Origin of the sequence: Uliginosibacterium sp. 31-12 (assembly GCF_030548425.1) — a bacterium.
GTDB classification, from domain to species: domain Bacteria; phylum Pseudomonadota; class Gammaproteobacteria; order Burkholderiales; family Rhodocyclaceae; genus Uliginosibacterium; species Uliginosibacterium aquaticum.
In genome coordinates, this window is record NZ_JAUOOA010000007.1 from 198,980 (window position 1) to 214,425 (window position 15,446).

14 protein-coding genes are annotated in these 15,446 nt (G+C 65.4%); 10 read left to right on the plus strand and 4 right to left on the minus strand.

Features of this window, described 5'->3' with window-relative positions; translation table 11 throughout:
• The first annotated feature begins 98 nt into the window (after positions 1-98).
• The 8 genes from ppx (at position 99) to Q3Y64_RS14525 (ending at position 8,413) form a co-directional block, all read left to right on the plus strand.
• On the plus strand, positions 99-1,610 hold the full coding sequence (gene ppx / locus Q3Y64_RS14490) for an exopolyphosphatase (protein WP_303562887.1): 1,512 nt from the start codon (positions 99-101) through the stop codon (positions 1,608-1,610).
• A gap of 2 nt (positions 1,611-1,612) precedes the next feature.
• Entirely contained in the window at positions 1,613-2,725 is a 1,113-nt protein-coding gene (locus Q3Y64_RS14495) for an ABC transporter permease (protein WP_101944180.1), read from the plus strand.
• Positions 2,722-3,516 (plus strand): ABC transporter ATP-binding protein, encoded by a 795-nt coding sequence (locus Q3Y64_RS14500; RefSeq protein WP_101944179.1) that lies wholly within the window; start codon positions 2,722-2,724, stop codon positions 3,514-3,516. The genes Q3Y64_RS14495 and Q3Y64_RS14500 overlap by 4 nt, the downstream gene beginning before the upstream one ends.
• Before the next feature lie 2 nt (positions 3,517-3,518).
• On the plus strand, positions 3,519-4,451 hold the full coding sequence (locus tag Q3Y64_RS14505; protein WP_101944178.1) for an MlaD family protein: 933 nt from the start codon (positions 3,519-3,521) through the stop codon (positions 4,449-4,451).
• A 2-nt stretch (positions 4,452-4,453) separates the two neighbouring features.
• Entirely contained in the window at positions 4,454-5,029 is a 576-nt protein-coding gene (locus Q3Y64_RS14510; protein WP_101944177.1) for a hypothetical protein, read from the plus strand.
• 24 nt (positions 5,030-5,053) lie between these two features.
• On the plus strand, positions 5,054-5,818 hold the full coding sequence (locus Q3Y64_RS14515) for a TatD family hydrolase (RefSeq protein ID WP_303562891.1): 765 nt from the start codon (positions 5,054-5,056) through the stop codon (positions 5,816-5,818).
• 196 nt (positions 5,819-6,014) lie between these two features.
• Positions 6,015-7,355: an EAL domain-containing protein gene (locus tag Q3Y64_RS14520; protein ID WP_303562893.1), complete on the plus strand. Its 1,341-nt coding sequence runs from the start codon at positions 6,015-6,017 to the stop codon at positions 7,353-7,355.
• Positions 7,356-7,522: 167 nt separating this feature from the next.
• The gene (locus Q3Y64_RS14525; protein ID WP_303562895.1) at positions 7,523-8,413 is read left to right on the plus strand and encodes a dienelactone hydrolase family protein; all 891 of its coding nucleotides are present in this window, start codon (positions 7,523-7,525) and stop codon (positions 8,411-8,413) included.
• A gap of 53 nt (positions 8,414-8,466) precedes the next feature.
• On the opposite strand, the gene Q3Y64_RS14530 is transcribed toward Q3Y64_RS14525, so the two are convergent.
• Positions 8,467-9,348 (minus strand): TIGR02285 family protein, encoded by an 882-nt coding sequence (locus Q3Y64_RS14530; RefSeq protein ID WP_158239272.1) that lies wholly within the window; start codon positions 9,346-9,348, stop codon positions 8,467-8,469.
• Between the two features lie 193 nt (positions 9,349-9,541).
• Between Q3Y64_RS14530 and Q3Y64_RS14535 the strand changes: the two genes are divergently transcribed.
• Entirely contained in the window at positions 9,542-10,921 is a 1,380-nt protein-coding gene (locus tag Q3Y64_RS14535) for an esterase-like activity of phytase family protein (protein ID WP_303562898.1), read from the plus strand.
• Positions 10,922-10,941: 20 nt separating this feature from the next.
• Here Q3Y64_RS14535 and Q3Y64_RS14540 read toward each other — a convergent pair whose 3' ends face one another.
• Both Q3Y64_RS14540 and Q3Y64_RS14545 read right to left on the minus strand, forming a co-directional pair.
• The gene (locus tag Q3Y64_RS14540; RefSeq protein WP_101944171.1) at positions 10,942-12,192 is read right to left on the minus strand and encodes an alpha/beta hydrolase; all 1,251 of its coding nucleotides are present in this window, start codon (positions 12,190-12,192) and stop codon (positions 10,942-10,944) included.
• Positions 12,193-12,276: 84 nt separating this feature from the next.
• A complete protein-coding gene (locus Q3Y64_RS14545) occupies positions 12,277-13,179 on the minus strand; it encodes a LysR family transcriptional regulator (protein WP_303562901.1) in 903 nt (300 codons plus the stop codon).
• A gap of 183 nt (positions 13,180-13,362) precedes the next feature.
• Between Q3Y64_RS14545 and Q3Y64_RS14550 the strand changes: the two genes are divergently transcribed.
• Complete coding sequence (locus Q3Y64_RS14550) at positions 13,363-14,145, plus strand: class III extradiol ring-cleavage dioxygenase (RefSeq protein ID WP_303562903.1); 783 nt, start codon at positions 13,363-13,365, stop codon at positions 14,143-14,145.
• 121 nt (positions 14,146-14,266) lie between these two features.
• On the opposite strand, the gene Q3Y64_RS14555 is transcribed toward Q3Y64_RS14550, so the two are convergent.
• Positions 14,267-15,400, minus strand: a complete 1,134-nt coding sequence (locus Q3Y64_RS14555) for a PleD family two-component system response regulator (protein WP_303562904.1) — start codon at positions 15,398-15,400, stop codon at positions 14,267-14,269.
• Between the last annotated feature and the right edge of the window lie 46 nt (positions 15,401-15,446).

Sequence of the window (15,446 nt, forward strand, 5' to 3'; positions counted from 1 at the left end):
CAGCGTCAGGCGCCATGCGGGCAGCGCCGACAGCTGCCGTGGAGCCCGGTTTTCCGGGCTAGAATCGGGGCTTCGATTGCCAAGCGCACATTCTGCTCATGCCGCAAAGTCTCGTCTGTGCCGTTGATCTGGGTTCCAACAGCTTTCGCCTGATGGTCGGGCGGGTGCAGGGGGATCAGATCTATCCGCTCGATGGCCTCAAGGAGGCGGTGCGCCTGGCCGCCGGTCTGGGGCCGGACAAGCTGCTCGACGAGGCAGCCCAGCAGCGCGGACTCGAGGCCCTGCGCCGCTTCAACGAGCGCCTGCGCGGGTTTCGCCCGGATGCAGTGCGTGCGGTAGCAACCAATACCTTGCGGGTGGCCAAGAACGCCCCGGAGTTCCTGCTGCGCGCCGAAGAGGCGCTGGGCTTCCCGATCGAGGTGATCGCCGGGCGCGAGGAAGCACGCCTGATTTATGTCGGCGTGGCGCATACCCTGCCGGATCCGCAGCGTCAGCAACTGGTGGTCGATATTGGCGGCGGTTCCACCGAATTCATCATCGGCCGTGATTTTGAGCCCCTGCATCTCGAATCGCTGTACATGGGTTGCGTCAGCTATACCCTGCGCTTCTTCCCAGAGGGGCGCCTCACGCGGGCGGCGCTGCGCGAAGCGGAGCTGGCGGCAGCAACCGAGCTGGAGTCGATCGCGCAGACTTACCGCAGCACCGGCTGGGAGTTGGCGGTGGGCTCTTCCGGCAGCGCCAAGGCCTTGTGCGACGTGCTGGAACTCAATGGCCTGTCTAGCGGCGGCATCACCCGCGATGGCATCGACAAGCTGCGCGAGCTGATGCTGCGCGCTGGCCATATCGACAAGCTGCAGCTCGAAGGCCTTAAGAACGACCGTCTGCCGGTGTTTGCCGGCGGCTTCGCGATCATGTCGGCGATCTTTACGGCGTTTGGCCTCGAGCGCATGGAGTTCTCCGATGGCGCTCTGCGCCTCGGCGTGCTCTACGACCTGCTCGGGCGCTATCACCGCCATGACTTGCGCGATGCGACGGTGGAAAACTTTGTGCGCCGTTATCAGGTGGATGCCGCCCAGGCCCGCCGGGTGGCCGATACTGCGCTGCAATTGCTGGTGCCGCTGCTGGCGGGTGAGAACGAGGAGCTGGCACGGGATGAGCGGCGCTTCCTCGAGTGGGCCGCCCAGCTGCACGAAATCGGCCTGTCGGTGGCGCACTCGAGCTACCACAAACACAGCGCCTACATTGTGGCCAACGCCGACATGCCGGGCTTCTCGCGCATGGAGCAGGGGCGCCTGGCAAGGCTGGCGCTGGCCCATCGCGGCAAGCTTGAACGGGTTCAGGCGCTCGGCCCGCAGAGCCCGGACTGGCGTTTGATCCTGTGCCTGCGTCTGGCTACGATGCTGCATCGCTCACGTCAGCCGCGCGAAGCGGTGCCGGTTCAGGTCGAGCTCGACAAGCGTGGCGGCTTCATCGTGCACGCTGCCCAGGACTGGCTGCAGGCCTCTCCGCTGAGTGCTGCAGCCCTGCACGATGAAGAGGCGCAGTGGGCGCGTCTTGGCCGCAGCCTGCGGGTGCGTGCCCGGCGTCCTGCGGATGCGCTAGGCGTCTGACGATGCAGGCGCGTCCGCAACCGCATCTGGAACACGAAGGCGCGCACTGCCGCCTCTCGGGAGACTGGACTCTCGCCGCGCTGCGCCCGCGTCTGGTGTGGTTGCGTGCGCGTTTGCTGGTGGTGCGCGCGGTGCCGGTGTGGGATCTGTCGCAGATCAGTCGCATCGACAGCTTCGGTGCGCTGCTGCTGTGGCGTGCCTGGGGCATGCGTGAGCCGGAAACCCTGGTCATGCCGCCGGCGCTGCACAGTGCCTTTGATCGTATCAAGCCGCTGGCAGGCCTGCGCCCGCCGTCGCCGCATCGCGACCCGTGGCTTCCTGTGTTGCGGGTGGGGCGCACGGTGCTTGGCCTGCTCGACCAGTTACGCGACTTCAGCCACATGCTGGGGATGGTGGTGAGCGAAGTGGGGCGTCTGCTGATCGAGCCGCGCAGCATTCCGTTCAAGGAGTTTTCAGCAGCGCTCTACAAGGCCGGCGTGCAGGCCATGCCAATCTCGGCCCTGGTGGGTTTCCTGATCGGCATCGTGCTGAGCTACCTGTCGGCCTTGCAGCTGCGCAACTTCGGGGCTGACGCGCTGATCATCAACATCCTCGGTATCGGCATCATCCGCGAGCTCGGGCCGGTGCTGGTGTCGATCCTGGTGGCCGGGCGCTCCGGCTCGGCGATCACGGCCCAGCTCGGCGTGATGCGCGTTACCGAGGAGCTCGATGCGCTGTCGGCGATCGGCGTTTCGCCCTATCAGCGCCTGATCTGGCCCAAAGTGCTTGCGATGGCGATTGCGATGCCCTTGCTGGTGCTGTGGACCTCGGTGGCTGCGCTGGGCGGCGGCATGCTGGCGGCGGACCTGCAGCTTGAGATCGACTGGCGTTTCTTCCTGATGTCGCTGCCGCATGTGGTGCCGGTGCAGAACCTCTACATCGGCCTCTCCAAGGGGGCCGTGTTCGGCGTAGCCATCGCCCTGATCGCTTGTCATTTCGGCCTGCGTATTCGCCCCAATACCGAAAGCCTGTCGCGCAACACCACCTCCGCCGTGGTGACGGCGATTACGGCGGTGATCCTGCTGGATGCTGTCTTCGCGATGCTGACGCGTGGAGTCGGAGTGCCGCTGCGATGAGTACGACGGGCACGACGAGCGTGCCGGTGATCGAGCTGCGCGATGTGTGTACCCGCCTGGGCGGGCACTGGATCCATCGCAATCTGGATTTGAAGGTCGAGCGGGGCGATCTGCTGGCCCTGGTGGGCGGCTCGGGCGCCGGCAAGACGACCTTGCTGCGTCAGATGATCGGGCTGAGCCGGCCGACCCTGGGCGAGGTCCTGCTGTTCGGCGAGCGGCACCAGGCCGGCCACCGCGCCGAGCGCTTTGCGCGCCTGCGCCGGATGGGGGTGCTGTTCCAGCATGGCGCGCTGTTTTCGGCTTTTTCGGTGTTCGACAATATCGCTTTTCCGCTCCGTGAATTCGGCGGTCTGCATGAAGACGAGATCCGTCCGCTGGTGCTCTCGAAGATGGCGCTGGTGGAGCTGGAGCCGCGCCATGCCGGCCTGATGCCGGCCGAGCTTTCCGGTGGCATGGTCAAGCGTGCAGCACTGGCCCGTTCCCTGGCGCTGGAGCCCGAGCTGCTGCTGCTCGATGAGCCCACTGCCGGGCTGGATCCGGAGCGCAGTGCCGGCTTCGTGCGCCTGATCCGTCAGCTGCACGGCGAACTGGGGCTCACCGTGGTTTTCGTGACGCATGACCTGGATACCCTCTCGGCGCTGGCCAACCGCGTTGCGGTGCTGGCCGAACACCGTATACTCGCCGCAGGCACGCTCGACGAGATTCATGCTGTCGAGCATCCCTTCATCCAGAAATTTTTCCGCTACCACGCGACGGTGGACGAAGCTCCGCCCGAACCGGATTCCGACTGAAGATGGAAAACCGCGCTTACGCCCTGATGGTCGGCCTCTTTACCTTGGTGCTGGGCGCTGCCGCGCTGGCCGGGTTCTGGTGGTTTTCGGGCGGTGCGCAGGATACGACGCGCTACCTGATCGTGTCGCCGAAGAGCGTCACCGGTCTTAATCCGCAGGCCGCCGTGCGCTATCGCGGCGTGCGGGTGGGCAAGGTGATCGATGTCGACCTCACCGATACCCGCGAGGTAAACATCCTTGTGCGCGTGGATTCGGATATTCCGATCACCCGTGGCACCCGCGCCCGCATCGGCACCCAGGGTCTTACCGGCCAGGGCTTCATCCAGCTCGATGATGATGGCTCGGACCCGGTGCCACCCAAGATCATGCCCGGCAGCGGCCTGCCGCTGATTGCCATGAGCACGGGTGGTTCTCTGATGGAGAACGCCACTGAGGGCGCCCAGGAAGTCATGGCCCGCCTCAGGAGGAGCAGCGAGCGCGTCGAGAAGCTGCTCTCGGAAGAGAATGTGGCGCGCATCGACCAGACCTTGCAGAACCTCGCCGCCAGCTCGGCCAATCTGGAAAAGGCGCTGAGCCAGACGGCCGGCCTCGCCGCCGACCTGCGCCGCTTTTCGGCCCCCGAAAACGCCGAGCGACTGGCCGACACGCTGGACCAGCTGCGCGGCCTGTCCACCAAGCTGGGCCCGGCGGTGGAAGATTTCCGGAATGCGGCCGGCAAGGTTGCCGCTGCCGGCACACGTATCGACAAGCTTGGCGGCGATGTGCAGGCCAGCCTGACCGCTGAGACCCTGCCACGCATGAACCAGCTGATGCTTGAACTGCAGACCAACACTCAGCAGCTCTCCCGGGTGCTGGACGATATCGAGCGCAACCCGCAATTACTCCTGCTCGGCAAGCGCCAGCAGGAGGCCGGCCCAGGCGAGCACGCACCGTGACCATGAAGATCTTTTCTCTCCTTGTCGTGCTGACGACTTTGCTGGCCGGTTGCGGCATTGCGCCCAAGGCCACCCCGGCCCTGATTCAGCATGATCTGGGGGGCGGCTTCCGCACCCAGGCCCGCAAGCAGTTGCCCTTGCGCTCGCTGACCGTGAGCGCGACGCCGGTGGTGGCGGGGCTCAACATGCATTACCGCGATGCCGAGCGCTCCACCACGCGCGGTGCGTATGCCTTCAACCGCTGGGCTGCACCGCCTGCTACTCTGGTGGATCAGGCCTTGTCGCGCCTGCTGCCGATGGATCCGGCTGGGCGCTGCCGGCTGAACCTGTTGCTGTCCGACTTCATCCTCGAAATCGATGAAGCCGACAAAGCCACCGCCTTGCTCGCCGGCACGCTGCGCATCTCGCTCGATGGACGCACTTCGGTGTATCGGCGCATCGTCGATGTGCGGGTGCCGCTGGAGAAGGTGGAGCCCTCCGCGCTGGCCATCGGTGAGCGCCAGGCCGTGATCCAGCTCGCGGAGATCACCAGTGCCTGGATCAGCGGCGATATCGAGCAGTTCTGCCTGCAGCCCTGAGGCCCTTCAACGGGTGAGCGCCGGATGTTGATCGACACCCACCTGCATTTGGATGCTCCCGAGTTCGATCCCGATCGTGCTGCGGTCGTGGCGCGGGCTTGCGCCGCGGGTGTGACGCGCTTCGTGCTGCCGGCCGTCGAAATCGCTAATGGCCCCACGGTGCGTGCCCTGGCTGCCAGCTTGCCGGGCAGTGCCTTTGCCTGCGGGATTCATCCACTCTACGTGGATCGTGCGCTTGAGGGCGATATCGACCGTTTGCGGGCCCAGCTGGCTAAAGGCGGCGCCGTGGCCGTCGGCGAGATCGGCCTGGATGGCTTTGAGGCAGAGCCGGACCCGGCGCGTCGCGAATGGTTTTTCGCCGAGCAGCTGAAGCTCGCGCGGGAGTTCGATCTACCGGTGATCCTGCACATCCGCCGCGCTCAGGATCGGGTGCTCAAGTACCTGCGCCGCCACCGTGTGCGTGGCGGCATCGCCCATGCCTTCAACGGTAGCCTGCAGCAGGCGCAGACCTTCATCGGGCTGGGCTTCCGGCTCGGTTTCGGTGGTGCAATGACCTACGCCGGCTCGACACGCATCCGGCAGCTGGCGGCCAGCCTGCCGCTCGAAGCGCTGGTGCTGGAGTCTGACGCGCCAGACATCCCGCCAGCCTGGGCTGCGCAGATGCGCAACGAGCCGGCTGCTGTGGCGCGTTTCGCGATTGAGCTGGCGGCTCTGCGCGGGCTTGATGTCAGCAGCGTGGTGGGCGCCACCAGTGCCAATGCGCGAGCCGCGCTGGGGTTGCCCGAGTGAGGCAGGCGCCGGGCCGGCGGGGTGAGCTGCCGTTTGTCGGGAGTTGGTGTGCTTACTTTGTAACTTTTCACGAATTTATAACTAAAGTTCTAGACGGGCCGGGGCCCTGTCCGGATCATCTGCGCTGACCATAAAACTCTGCCGGTGCGCCTGTGTGCGCCCCGGCCCGCCAGCATCACGGAAGGGCCGCCGCCATATGTTCATCAACAGCGAAGGAATCCTCAGCAGCCTCGGGCCGGCCGCTCCCGTCCCGCCGCGCCGCCCAGAGCTGGCCGGTGTTCCCGAGCGTTTGCACCCCTATCTGGCGGGCAGCGATTGGCAGCACGGCCAGCTCAAGCTGAACTGGGGCGGTTATCGCCTCGCCAGCGTGTTCCAGCCCATCGTCAGTTTCAGCCACGCCAGCATCGTGGCGCACGAGGCCTTGTTGCGCGTCGTCGGTCCCGGCGGGCGCAGCATGTCGCCGTCCGCCCTGTTCAGTCCGCTCTTCGGTCAGGACGATCTGCTGCATCTGGACCGCGCCACGCGCCTGATGCACATCATCAATTCGCGCCGCCTGCCCGGGCGCTTCTTTCTGAACCTGCATCCGCAGCTTTTCGACAGCCTGCGCCACGGCGATTCGCTGGAGGCCGCACGCGCCATCGGCGAATTCGTCGAGGGTTCCGAGTCGCGCTTCGTGATCGAGATCGTGGAAGAGGAAATCACCGACCATGCCCATTTCGAGGAGGGTGTGGCGGCCTTGCGGGATGTGGGGCTGGGGATTGCACTGGACGATTTCGGTGCCGGCCACTCGAATTTCGACCGGGTGTGGAAGATTCGCCCCGAGGTCGTCAAGCTCGATCGTTCCTTCGCCGCGCGCGCAGCGGAGGATCGTTCGGTGCGCCGCCTGCTGCCGCAGATCGTGAGTTTGTTGCACGAGGCCGGCACCCTGGTGCTGCTCGAAGGGATAGAGACCCTGGATCAGGCCTGGATTGCCATGGATGCCAATATCGATTTCGGTCAGGGCTGGTATTTCGCCCACCCGATCAGCCAGCCGGTGAGCAAGGATGCCTTGCTCGATGCACGCATCGGTGCGATCTGGCAGCACCAGAGCACCGAGCTGTTACCGCAACCGGAAGCGCGGCTCGATCCCCTGAGCGATTACCTGCGCTGCATCCGTGATGCGGCCTGGCGTCTGGGGCGGGGCGAGGCGCTCGAATCGGCGGCTGCCTGCTGGCAGCATCTGCCTTATGCCAACAGCCTCTATCTGCTGGATCAGGAAGGCTGCCAGCTGGGTGTGAGCATCGAAGCCGGCCGCGTGGCGGATTCACAAATGAGCTTCCGGCTTGGTCACCAGCCGGGCGCACGCTGGTCGCGGCGCGAGTATTTCGTCAAGGCCATACGGGCACCGGGCGAAGCCCAGGCCACCCGCCCCTATCTGTCGGTGGCCAGCGGCCGCCTGTGTGCCACGGTGTCGATCTGCATCGAGCAGGGCGCGCAGCGCTTCGTGCTCTGCGGGGACGTGGACTGGGCGGCGCTGGAGGCGGGCTACGAGAACTGAAGGCTCGGTTGAAATCGGGCAATAGCCTCGCGCTATGCCCCTTGGTGCTTGAAACTTATTCCTCTCCCCTGTATCCATAGCGGAGGCTGGCTTACCCTTGGCCAGCAGAGCTGTTGCAACAGCCAGTGCATGACCTACCGCCAACCCACGATACGAGAGGAAGCCGCATGAGCAAGCCGCAGGGCCAGGAGCCGGCCATCAATCAGGAAATCATCGCGCTCTACGACGAATACACCCATGCGCCTTTGCCGCGCCGGGTGTTCATGAAGCGCCTCAGCGCGATCACGGGTAGCACGGTGGCCGCCAGTGCGCTGCTGCCCATTCTTGAAAATAACTACGCCCAGGCCGCCATCCTGCCGCCGGACGATGCACGCATCAGCACCCAGACTGTCAGCTTTGCCGGCCCCGGCGGCAACTTCAATGCCTACCTGGCGGCACCTAAAGGCGTGAGCGGCAAACTGCCAGCGGTGATCGTGATCCACGAGAATCGTGGCCTCAACCCTCATATCCAGGACATCACCCGTCGCCTCGCGCTGGCGGGTTATCTGGCGCTTGGTGTGGATTACCTCAGCGCACTGGGCGGCACCCCGGCGGATGAAGACAATGCCCGCGACCTGATCGGCAAGCTCGATGCCACCACCATTGGCGCGATTTCGCTGGCTGCGCTGAAGTACCTCAAGGGCCACGCCCAGTCCACTGGCAAGGTCGGCGTGGTCGGCTTCTGCTGGGGTGGCGCAGCGGTCAACCAGTTGGCGGTACTGGCGCCGGATCTGGACGCTGGCGTGGCCTTCTATGGCCGCCAGGCCAAGGCCGAGGATGTGCCGAAGATTAAGGCGCCGCTGCAACTGCACTATGCCGGCCTCGATCAGGGCATCAATGCGGGTATTCCGGCCTACGAGGCGGCGCTCAAGGCCGCTGGCAAGCCGTATGAACTGTTCCTGTATGAGGGGGTGAATCACGCCTTCAACAATGACACCGGCGCTGCACGCTACAACGAAGCTGCGGCCAAGCTGGCCTGGCAGCGCACGCTGGATTTCCTCAAGCGCCATCTGGGCTGATCGAAGCCAGGGCAGGGAAAAAGGGGCGTAGCGTGCTGCGCCCCTTTTCGCATCTAGCGGGCGGGGGCGCTCTCGCGCTTGCTGGTCTGGCGCAACTGGCGGTAGTAGGCGTGATTGGCTTCCGGCACCCACTCCAGGTAGGCGCGCTCGGCTACCTCGGCGAGCTGGCCGTTGCGCAGCAGCTCGTTGACGTGGGCCACCACCGCTTCACCCGTAGGGCCACGTGAGCACCCCACGCGTGATTGCAGGAGCTGGGTTTCACTTTCTATCGGCAGAAACAGCAGGGTGTCTGGCGCGAGCTCGAACTGCTGCTGGGCCCAGATGAGTTCGATCGGATAGCCGACCACGGCATCCGCTTTTTTCTGCCGCACGACCGTGAGCAGGCCGCTCACAAACAGATCCGGCGCATAGAAGGCTTCCACGCTGCGCTTGTTGCGGCCGAGTTTCAGGGCTGCATCGACATGCTCGCCATAGCTGCGCCCTGCCGCCATCAGCACTTTCAGCCTGCCGGCTTTCAGCAGCTCGGGCAGGCGAACTTCACCGCGCGGATTCAGATGTGGCGCAATCTCGGCCTTGCGCTCGGTGCTGACGATCAACCCGGCGGGCAGCAGTTCAGCAACAGGTTCGGAAAACACCATGAAAGTCTCGCGTTCGGGTGTCTTGAGCATGGCGCTCTGACAGATCTCGCGTTGCCTCATGTCCTGCATCATGCGCGCCGTGTTGGCCATCACGCGACTGTGACGAAATTCACCCAGCGCCCGGAGAATGAAGGCCTCGCGTTTGTCTGCCAGGCCTTCTCCCTTGTAGGGGCCCGCTACGATGTAGGTCGGCGGGAAATCCGGGTAATACCAGATCACTTCTGCTGCTGGCTCGGCCGCGCGCAGAAGTGGACTGAGCAGGAGCAGCAGAAGGCAGCAAGGTCGGCAGCGGAGCATGGAGAAGGCTCGCGAACAGGGTGAGTCCTCAGCATAGACTGCATGCCTGAGCATCGAAAGCTGCTGTCTGTGGAGCTGTTACCCGTCTCACGCGGCGGGTGGGTGTGGGCAGAGGGCAGCTGCACAGGCAAGGGCCTGTCATCCGCCTGTAAGCTGTCAGGCAGAGACTCTCGCCTTTTGTCCGGAGAACACCATGCGTTCAAGCCTTGCCCTTCTGCCCGTGCTGCTGGCTGCCTGTGCGCATAGCCCCGATGCGCTGTCGCCCTTGCAGGGCAAAGCCTTCGAACAGGTTGCAGCCACTCATCCGGCGGTGCGCAGCGTGGAGCGCTACGAAGTGCGCCTGCCGCAGCGCGAGCGCCTGCCTTACGCCGGCGCTTTTGCGGCGGCCTTCGATGGCAGCCTGCCCTACGCGCCCGGCTCCGGCCTGAGCTATGCTGGCCGCTCCGCGGAGGGCGAGCTGGTGTTCTGGGGCATCGGTGATCGCGGCCCCAACGCGGATTCGCCCTCCGTTCGCAAGGCGGGCCGTGAGCAGGCCAGCAAGATTTTCCTGGTGCCGGCTTTCGTGCCGCGCCTGGCCGAGATCCGGGTGAGACCGGGGGAGGGCGCGCGCGTGCTGCGTACGCTGCCGATCCATTTTGGCGCCGAGCCGGCCTCTGGCTTGCCGATTCCGGTCGGCCAGACTGGCGCCAGCGGCGAGCAGGCGCTTGATGATCATTTGCAGCCCTTGCCCTTCAGCCTGCGCGGACTGGACCCGGAAGGCATCGTGCGCGATCGCGCGGGCAATTTCTGGATCGTCGACGAATACGGTCCCTTCCTGACCCAGCTCGATGCGCGCGGCCAGGTGCTGCGCCACTATGCGCCGGGCAAGGGCCTGCCGGAGATCCTCGCAGCGCGTCAGCCCAATCGCGGTTTCGAGGGTGTGGCGCTGAGCCCTTCCGGCAAGGTTTATGCGGCCGTGCAGTCCACGCTCGATATCGATGGCAAGAGTAAGCACCAGGCCCGCTTCACGCGCATCGTCGAACTCGATCCGGTCAGCGGCAAGACCCGCCAGTTCGCCTACCCGCTTGATCTGAAGCACTACCGGCGCGCTGGCGACGCCAAGATCGGCGATCTGGTGGCCATCGACGATGAGCGCTTCGCCCTGATCGATCAGGGCGCTGGCAAGAACGGCATGCGCAACCTGATCCAGCTGATCGATATCCGTGATGCCGAGGACATCAGCGAGCGCCGCACGCAGAGCGGGCAGGCCCTCGAGTTTGCCAGCGAGGCCGAGCTGAAGGGCGTGCGCATGGTGCAGGTGAAAGCCTTGCTGGATCTGCGCGAGCTGGGCTGGCAGGCCGAGAAGGCCGAGGGCCTGGCGCTGCTGGAAGATGGCATCGCGGTGATCAACGACAATGATTTCGGCCTGCAGACTCGGCTGAGCGGTGCACAGGGTGACAATGTCGGGGCTTACCGGGTCGAGAACGGCAAGCTCACCGCAGGCGGCCAGCTCAGCGTCGAGCCAAATCATGAGCCGACCTCTCTGTGGCTGATCCGCTTGCGCCAGCCGCTGCAGGGCCTGAAAGGCTTCTGAGCCTATCAGGGGCCGCGTCGTCAGTGCGCGGCCTGCTCCAGCAGTGCCATTACCCAGGCGATTGCAGCAGGGTCTTCGAGGATGCCGGCGTGGGTCGTATTGAAGCCACGAATACTCGTGGCTTGCTGCTGCATTTCGGCGCGCAGCTGGCTCTCCAGCGGAATCACGCCGTCTCCGCTCTTGTGGCTGAACAGGCCTTCGTTCAGGAAGCCAAAACCTGCGTGATGGCTAAGCTGCCGGGGCAGCGGGCGCGCGAACAGCGTGCGCATGAACGGACCTTGCCGGGCCATGCTGCGCCAGACCGGCATCACCACCGGTGAATGATCGACGCCGCTCTGCGCCGCCCAATCGCCGCCGAAAGGTGAGGACAGTGAGATGAAGCTGCGCAGGTAAGGACAGCTGCGCGCCTGCTCGCAATCGGCCAGCAAGGCTCTTACGGCTAGCCCACCCATGCTATGGGCAACGATGTGCAGATCGGTAAAGCGGTGCTGGTAATGGAGCTTGCTCAGCAGGCTGTGCAGGCCGCTGCTGACGGTGGGGATTTCGAGGCCGGAAGGGTAATAGAAGAACCAGGGCTGAAAGCGGCGGCGATCCAGGCTTGCCAGTAAGGCCTTGAACTCGCCCGGGTGGCCGCTGATGCCGTGCACGAAGAGTACCGGCGTGCGCGTTGCATCATAGGGCTCCAGGAAGTAGATGCCGGCCCGCTCCTGACGGATGAAGTCCAGCGCTTCCCACATGCCCTGGCGGGCGAACTCGGCGCTGAAGCGCGGATCATCGAGGGTGGTGAGGCTGCCGCTGTGCAGATGAAAGCCATCGGCAATGGCGCCCAGCGCACCGAGCAGGCTGCTGCCTGGCGGGTTGCCGGCCGGGGCGGATGGGCGTGCTGGGATGTGCAGGAGCATGGCGTCCGGTGCCTGTCCCGCGCTTACGCTGACGGGCAATGGGAATTCCGCGTATGGCTCGGTCGCGCTGTAAGTGAAGTCCTGGTCGAGATCACGGAAGGCAAACACGCTGCCGGCATTTTTCGGCAGCAGCGCGCGCCAGCTCTCATCCTGCGTGAGCAGACGGAAGCTGAGCACCTTGCCCGGTTCGTCGCGCGCCATGATGACGGCAAACAGGAGGCAGTTCGCACAGTCCTCGGCGCGAACGCTGATCGGCGCCGCCGTGTAGTGGCTCTGGTATTCCTCCAGGTTCTGCTTCAGGTTGAGGAAGTTGCCGCAGCCGGCAAGCAGCAGGGCAGCGCAGACGGAAAGGAGTCGGAGCAAGGGCATGGTCTGAGGCCTGAGCGGGGAGTATGCAGACTCATTAAAGCAGACGGCATGTTGCACGGCTGTGTCACCGATGGCCCTGCCGGCTCAGGCCTGGGCCGGCTGCCGCGCCAGCCAGGTCTCCATGAAGCTGACGAAGCTGCGCACGCGGGCGGCAAGGTGCTTGCGGCTCGGGTACATGGCCGAGATCGGTAGTGCCGGCCCGGGCCAGTCGGTCAGGATGGCCTTGAGGCGCCCGCTGGCGATGTAGGGGCCGAGGATGAATTCCGGGGCGCGGGTGATACCGTGGCCGGCGGCCGCGAGTTCGGCGAGCACGGTGCCGTTGTTGGCGCCGATGCTGGCCTCGAAGCGCACCTGCAGCTCGGTTTCCGCGTCGCGCTGGAAGCGCCAGGCATTGGCTTCCTCGGCGTAGGCGTAGGCGAAGCAGGCATGTTGCGTCAGCTCCTGCGGGCTCTGCGGCGTGCCATGACGGGCGAGGTAGTCCGGGCTGGCGCAGGTGAGCAAGCGGGTGCTGCCGATGCGCCGGGCCACCAGGTTCTGATGGGCCGGGCGGCCGATGCGGATGGCGAGATCAAGGCCTTCCTCGATCAGGTCCACCGGGCGGTCGGAGAGCTGAACGTCGAACTTCATGGCCGGGTGCAGGCGTGCGAACTCGCCCAGTGCCGGGGCGAGGTGGGTGGCACCGAAGCTGATCGGGGCGGTCAGGCGCAGCGTACCGCGCGGGCTGGCATCGGCGTTGCCGACCATCTCCTCGACTTCTTCAAGCTCGGCCAACAGCTGCAGGCAGCGCTCATAGTAGGCGCGGCCGTTCTCGGTGAGGCTCAGGCGACGGGTGCTGCGGTTGAGCAGGCGAGCGTCGAGCAGGGCTTCGAGTTGGGCCAGCTGGCGCGAAACGGCCGAGGTGGACATTTCAAGATGCTCGGCGGCTGCAGCAAAACTGCCAAGCTCGACGACCTTGCAGAAAACGTTCATGGCGGCGAAGCGGTCCATGCGGGCTCTCCGGAGTGATTGTTGCGAATCAGGCAAGAATTCATCGCAGTTTAGCTGCTTTATCCCTGATCGGCTCGGGCAGACAATGCTTGCAGCTTCCTTGCCGAGGAGGCCGTTTTTCTCTTGCAGGTTTTGTTTCTGCGTATTTCAGGCGCGGCCGGCAGCCGCGCACAGGAGTTGATCATGGCCAGCCGTCGGCCCGTTTTTTTCCTTTCCCATGGCTCGCCCATGCATGCCGTGGAGCCTAGTGCGGCCGCCACGGCCTGGGCGGTGGAGGCGGCGCAATTGCCGGTACCGGCAGCGGTGCTGATGGTGTCCGCTCACTGGGAAAGCAATCTGCCCTTGCTGGGCGGCGCCGCAGCGCCCGAAACGATCCATGATTTCGGCGGTTTTCCGGCCGAGCTGTACCGTTTGCGCTACCCCGCCGCGGGGGCCCCGGAAATCGCCCGGCAGGCGCTGGCCTTGCTGCGCGAGGCCGGTTTCCCGGCCGGGATCGAAGGTTGCCGCGGGCTCGACCACGGAGCTTGGGTGCCGATGATGAAAATGTATCCGCAAGCCGATGTGCCGGTTCTTCAGCTCTCGGTGCAGCCCGGCCTGGATGCGGCTCACCATCTGGCGCTTGGCGCGGCACTGGCACCGTTGCGCGAGCAGGGCGTGCTGATCGTCGGCTCGGGCCACATGACTCACAATCTGCGCGACTGGTTTCATGGCGCCAGTGGCGGCGCGGGGGCTTATGCACGCGAATTTCGCGACTGGGTGGCTACGCGTCTGGCCAGCGGTGACAGCCGCAGCCTGCTGGAGTGGGCCTATAAGGCGCCGCATGCGCAGCGCGCCCATCCCACGCCGGATCACTTTCTGCCGCTCTTCGTGGCGCTGGGAGCGGCCGGTGAGGGCGCGCAGGGCAAGTGCTTTCATGAGGCGTTCGAGCGTGGCACCCTGGCCATGGATGCCTGGCGCTGGGACTGAGCGCGTGAGCGCCGTTCCGGTCATTCACTGGCCTGAGCGGCGTGGCGCCGGGCGAAGCGTTTTGACTGCGCGGTCTGTGCCCCCAGGCCGTCCGTGCAGGGGCGGCGAGGCCTGAGCAGGCCTAGTCCTCCGCGAGACTCTTCATGGTCTCGATGATGCCTTCGAGCATGCGTTCCTGTTCGAGGCCGAAGCCGGCCATCTGTTCGCAGATCTCGGCGCCTCGGCTGCTGACCAGGTTCAGGATGACGCCTTCCTGCGCGTCGGTGAGGCCCATGCGGTAGAAGGAGCGGGCGATCTCGTCGCCCTGGTCGGCCACCATGCGCATCACGCTTTCGCGCTGGCTCTGCTGGCGCTCGCGCAGGTAATCGACCATGCGCATGAGGCCATTGACCGCTTCGAGGATGGTTTCGGTGCGCTGCAGGCGCCGCGTGTCGTGTTCCAGCACCTTGCAGCGGATGTCCGCCGCCTCGGCCACGAAGGCCAGATGGTCACGCAAGCGGCCGGCGCGGTCCTCGTCGGTTTTCGGCCAGTTGGTGACCAGCAGGGTCAGGTGCGGATAGCTGATCGACAGACGCCCGGAGAACTGGGTGATACGGTCGTTGTTGCGGGCGTGTTCGAGCAGGGAGCATTCGAGCGGGCTGGCCGGGCCGTGCTCGCTGTGGGCCAGTGAGCTATCGCCGAGGCGGCAGGCGACCAGGGTGTTCAGCTCGTAGTCGCGGCACGCGGCGATGGTCTGGTCGATGATCTGCTGGGGGGTGTCGCAGGCGAACACTTCACGCATGAACTTCATCACCGTGCCCATCTCGGCCATCGTGCTCATGGCGCTGAAGGCGGTGCTCATGGCGTAGTCGAGCTGTGAGGAGAGGGCGGCGACCTGGGCGTGGGCCTTGAGTACACCGTCGACCTTGCGCACGATCTCTTCCGGAATCAGCGGGCGCTGGATGTAGTCATTGCAGCCGGCGTCGTAGGCGTTCAGGCGCAGCTGGATATTGTCGTGGCGCGAACTGAGGATCACGTGGGCCTGATCGTCACCCTGGGCGCGCAGATGGCGGCAGATCTCAAGGCCGCCGGCTTCCGGTGAATCCATGTCGAGCAGGCACACCGCCGGAGCGATTTCGAGCGCCGGCAGGAGCTCCTCCTGGAGGCCGAAGCCGCGCACGTCGGGGCAGATCCGGGCTAGTTCGGCGCACACTTCCTGGCGCATGGCGCTGTCCTGCTCAAGCACGAATACGGCGGTTCTGGCTGCTTGGTTCATGGTGACGCCCTCGTCGATGCTTACCGGCTCGCCGGCTTCATGGAGG

Coding starts and splice junctions, on each gene's coding strand:
- ppx (WP_303562887.1), top strand. CDS start 99: ATGCCGCAAAGTCTCGTCTGTGCCGTTGATCTGGGTTCCAACAGCTTT.
- Q3Y64_RS14495 (WP_101944180.1), top strand. CDS start 1,613: ATGCAGGCGCGTCCGCAACCGCATCTGGAACACGAAGGCGCGCACTGC.
- Q3Y64_RS14500 (WP_101944179.1), top strand. CDS start 2,722: ATGAGTACGACGGGCACGACGAGCGTGCCGGTGATCGAGCTGCGCGAT.
- Q3Y64_RS14505 (WP_101944178.1), top strand. CDS start 3,519: ATGGAAAACCGCGCTTACGCCCTGATGGTCGGCCTCTTTACCTTGGTG.
- Q3Y64_RS14510 (WP_101944177.1), top strand. CDS start 4,454: ATGAAGATCTTTTCTCTCCTTGTCGTGCTGACGACTTTGCTGGCCGGT.
- Q3Y64_RS14515 (WP_303562891.1), top strand. CDS start 5,054: ATGTTGATCGACACCCACCTGCATTTGGATGCTCCCGAGTTCGATCCC.
- Q3Y64_RS14520 (WP_303562893.1), top strand. CDS start 6,015: ATGTTCATCAACAGCGAAGGAATCCTCAGCAGCCTCGGGCCGGCCGCT.
- Q3Y64_RS14525 (WP_303562895.1), top strand. CDS start 7,523: ATGAGCAAGCCGCAGGGCCAGGAGCCGGCCATCAATCAGGAAATCATC.
- Q3Y64_RS14530 (WP_158239272.1), bottom strand. CDS start 9,348: ATGCTCCGCTGCCGACCTTGCTGCCTTCTGCTGCTCCTGCTCAGTCCA.
- Q3Y64_RS14535 (WP_303562898.1), top strand. CDS start 9,542: ATGCGTTCAAGCCTTGCCCTTCTGCCCGTGCTGCTGGCTGCCTGTGCG.
- Q3Y64_RS14540 (WP_101944171.1), bottom strand. CDS start 12,192: ATGCCCTTGCTCCGACTCCTTTCCGTCTGCGCTGCCCTGCTGCTTGCC.
- Q3Y64_RS14545 (WP_303562901.1), bottom strand. CDS start 13,179: ATGGACCGCTTCGCCGCCATGAACGTTTTCTGCAAGGTCGTCGAGCTT.
- Q3Y64_RS14550 (WP_303562903.1), top strand. CDS start 13,363: ATGGCCAGCCGTCGGCCCGTTTTTTTCCTTTCCCATGGCTCGCCCATG.
- Q3Y64_RS14555 (WP_303562904.1), bottom strand. CDS start 15,400: ATGAACCAAGCAGCCAGAACCGCCGTATTCGTGCTTGAGCAGGACAGC.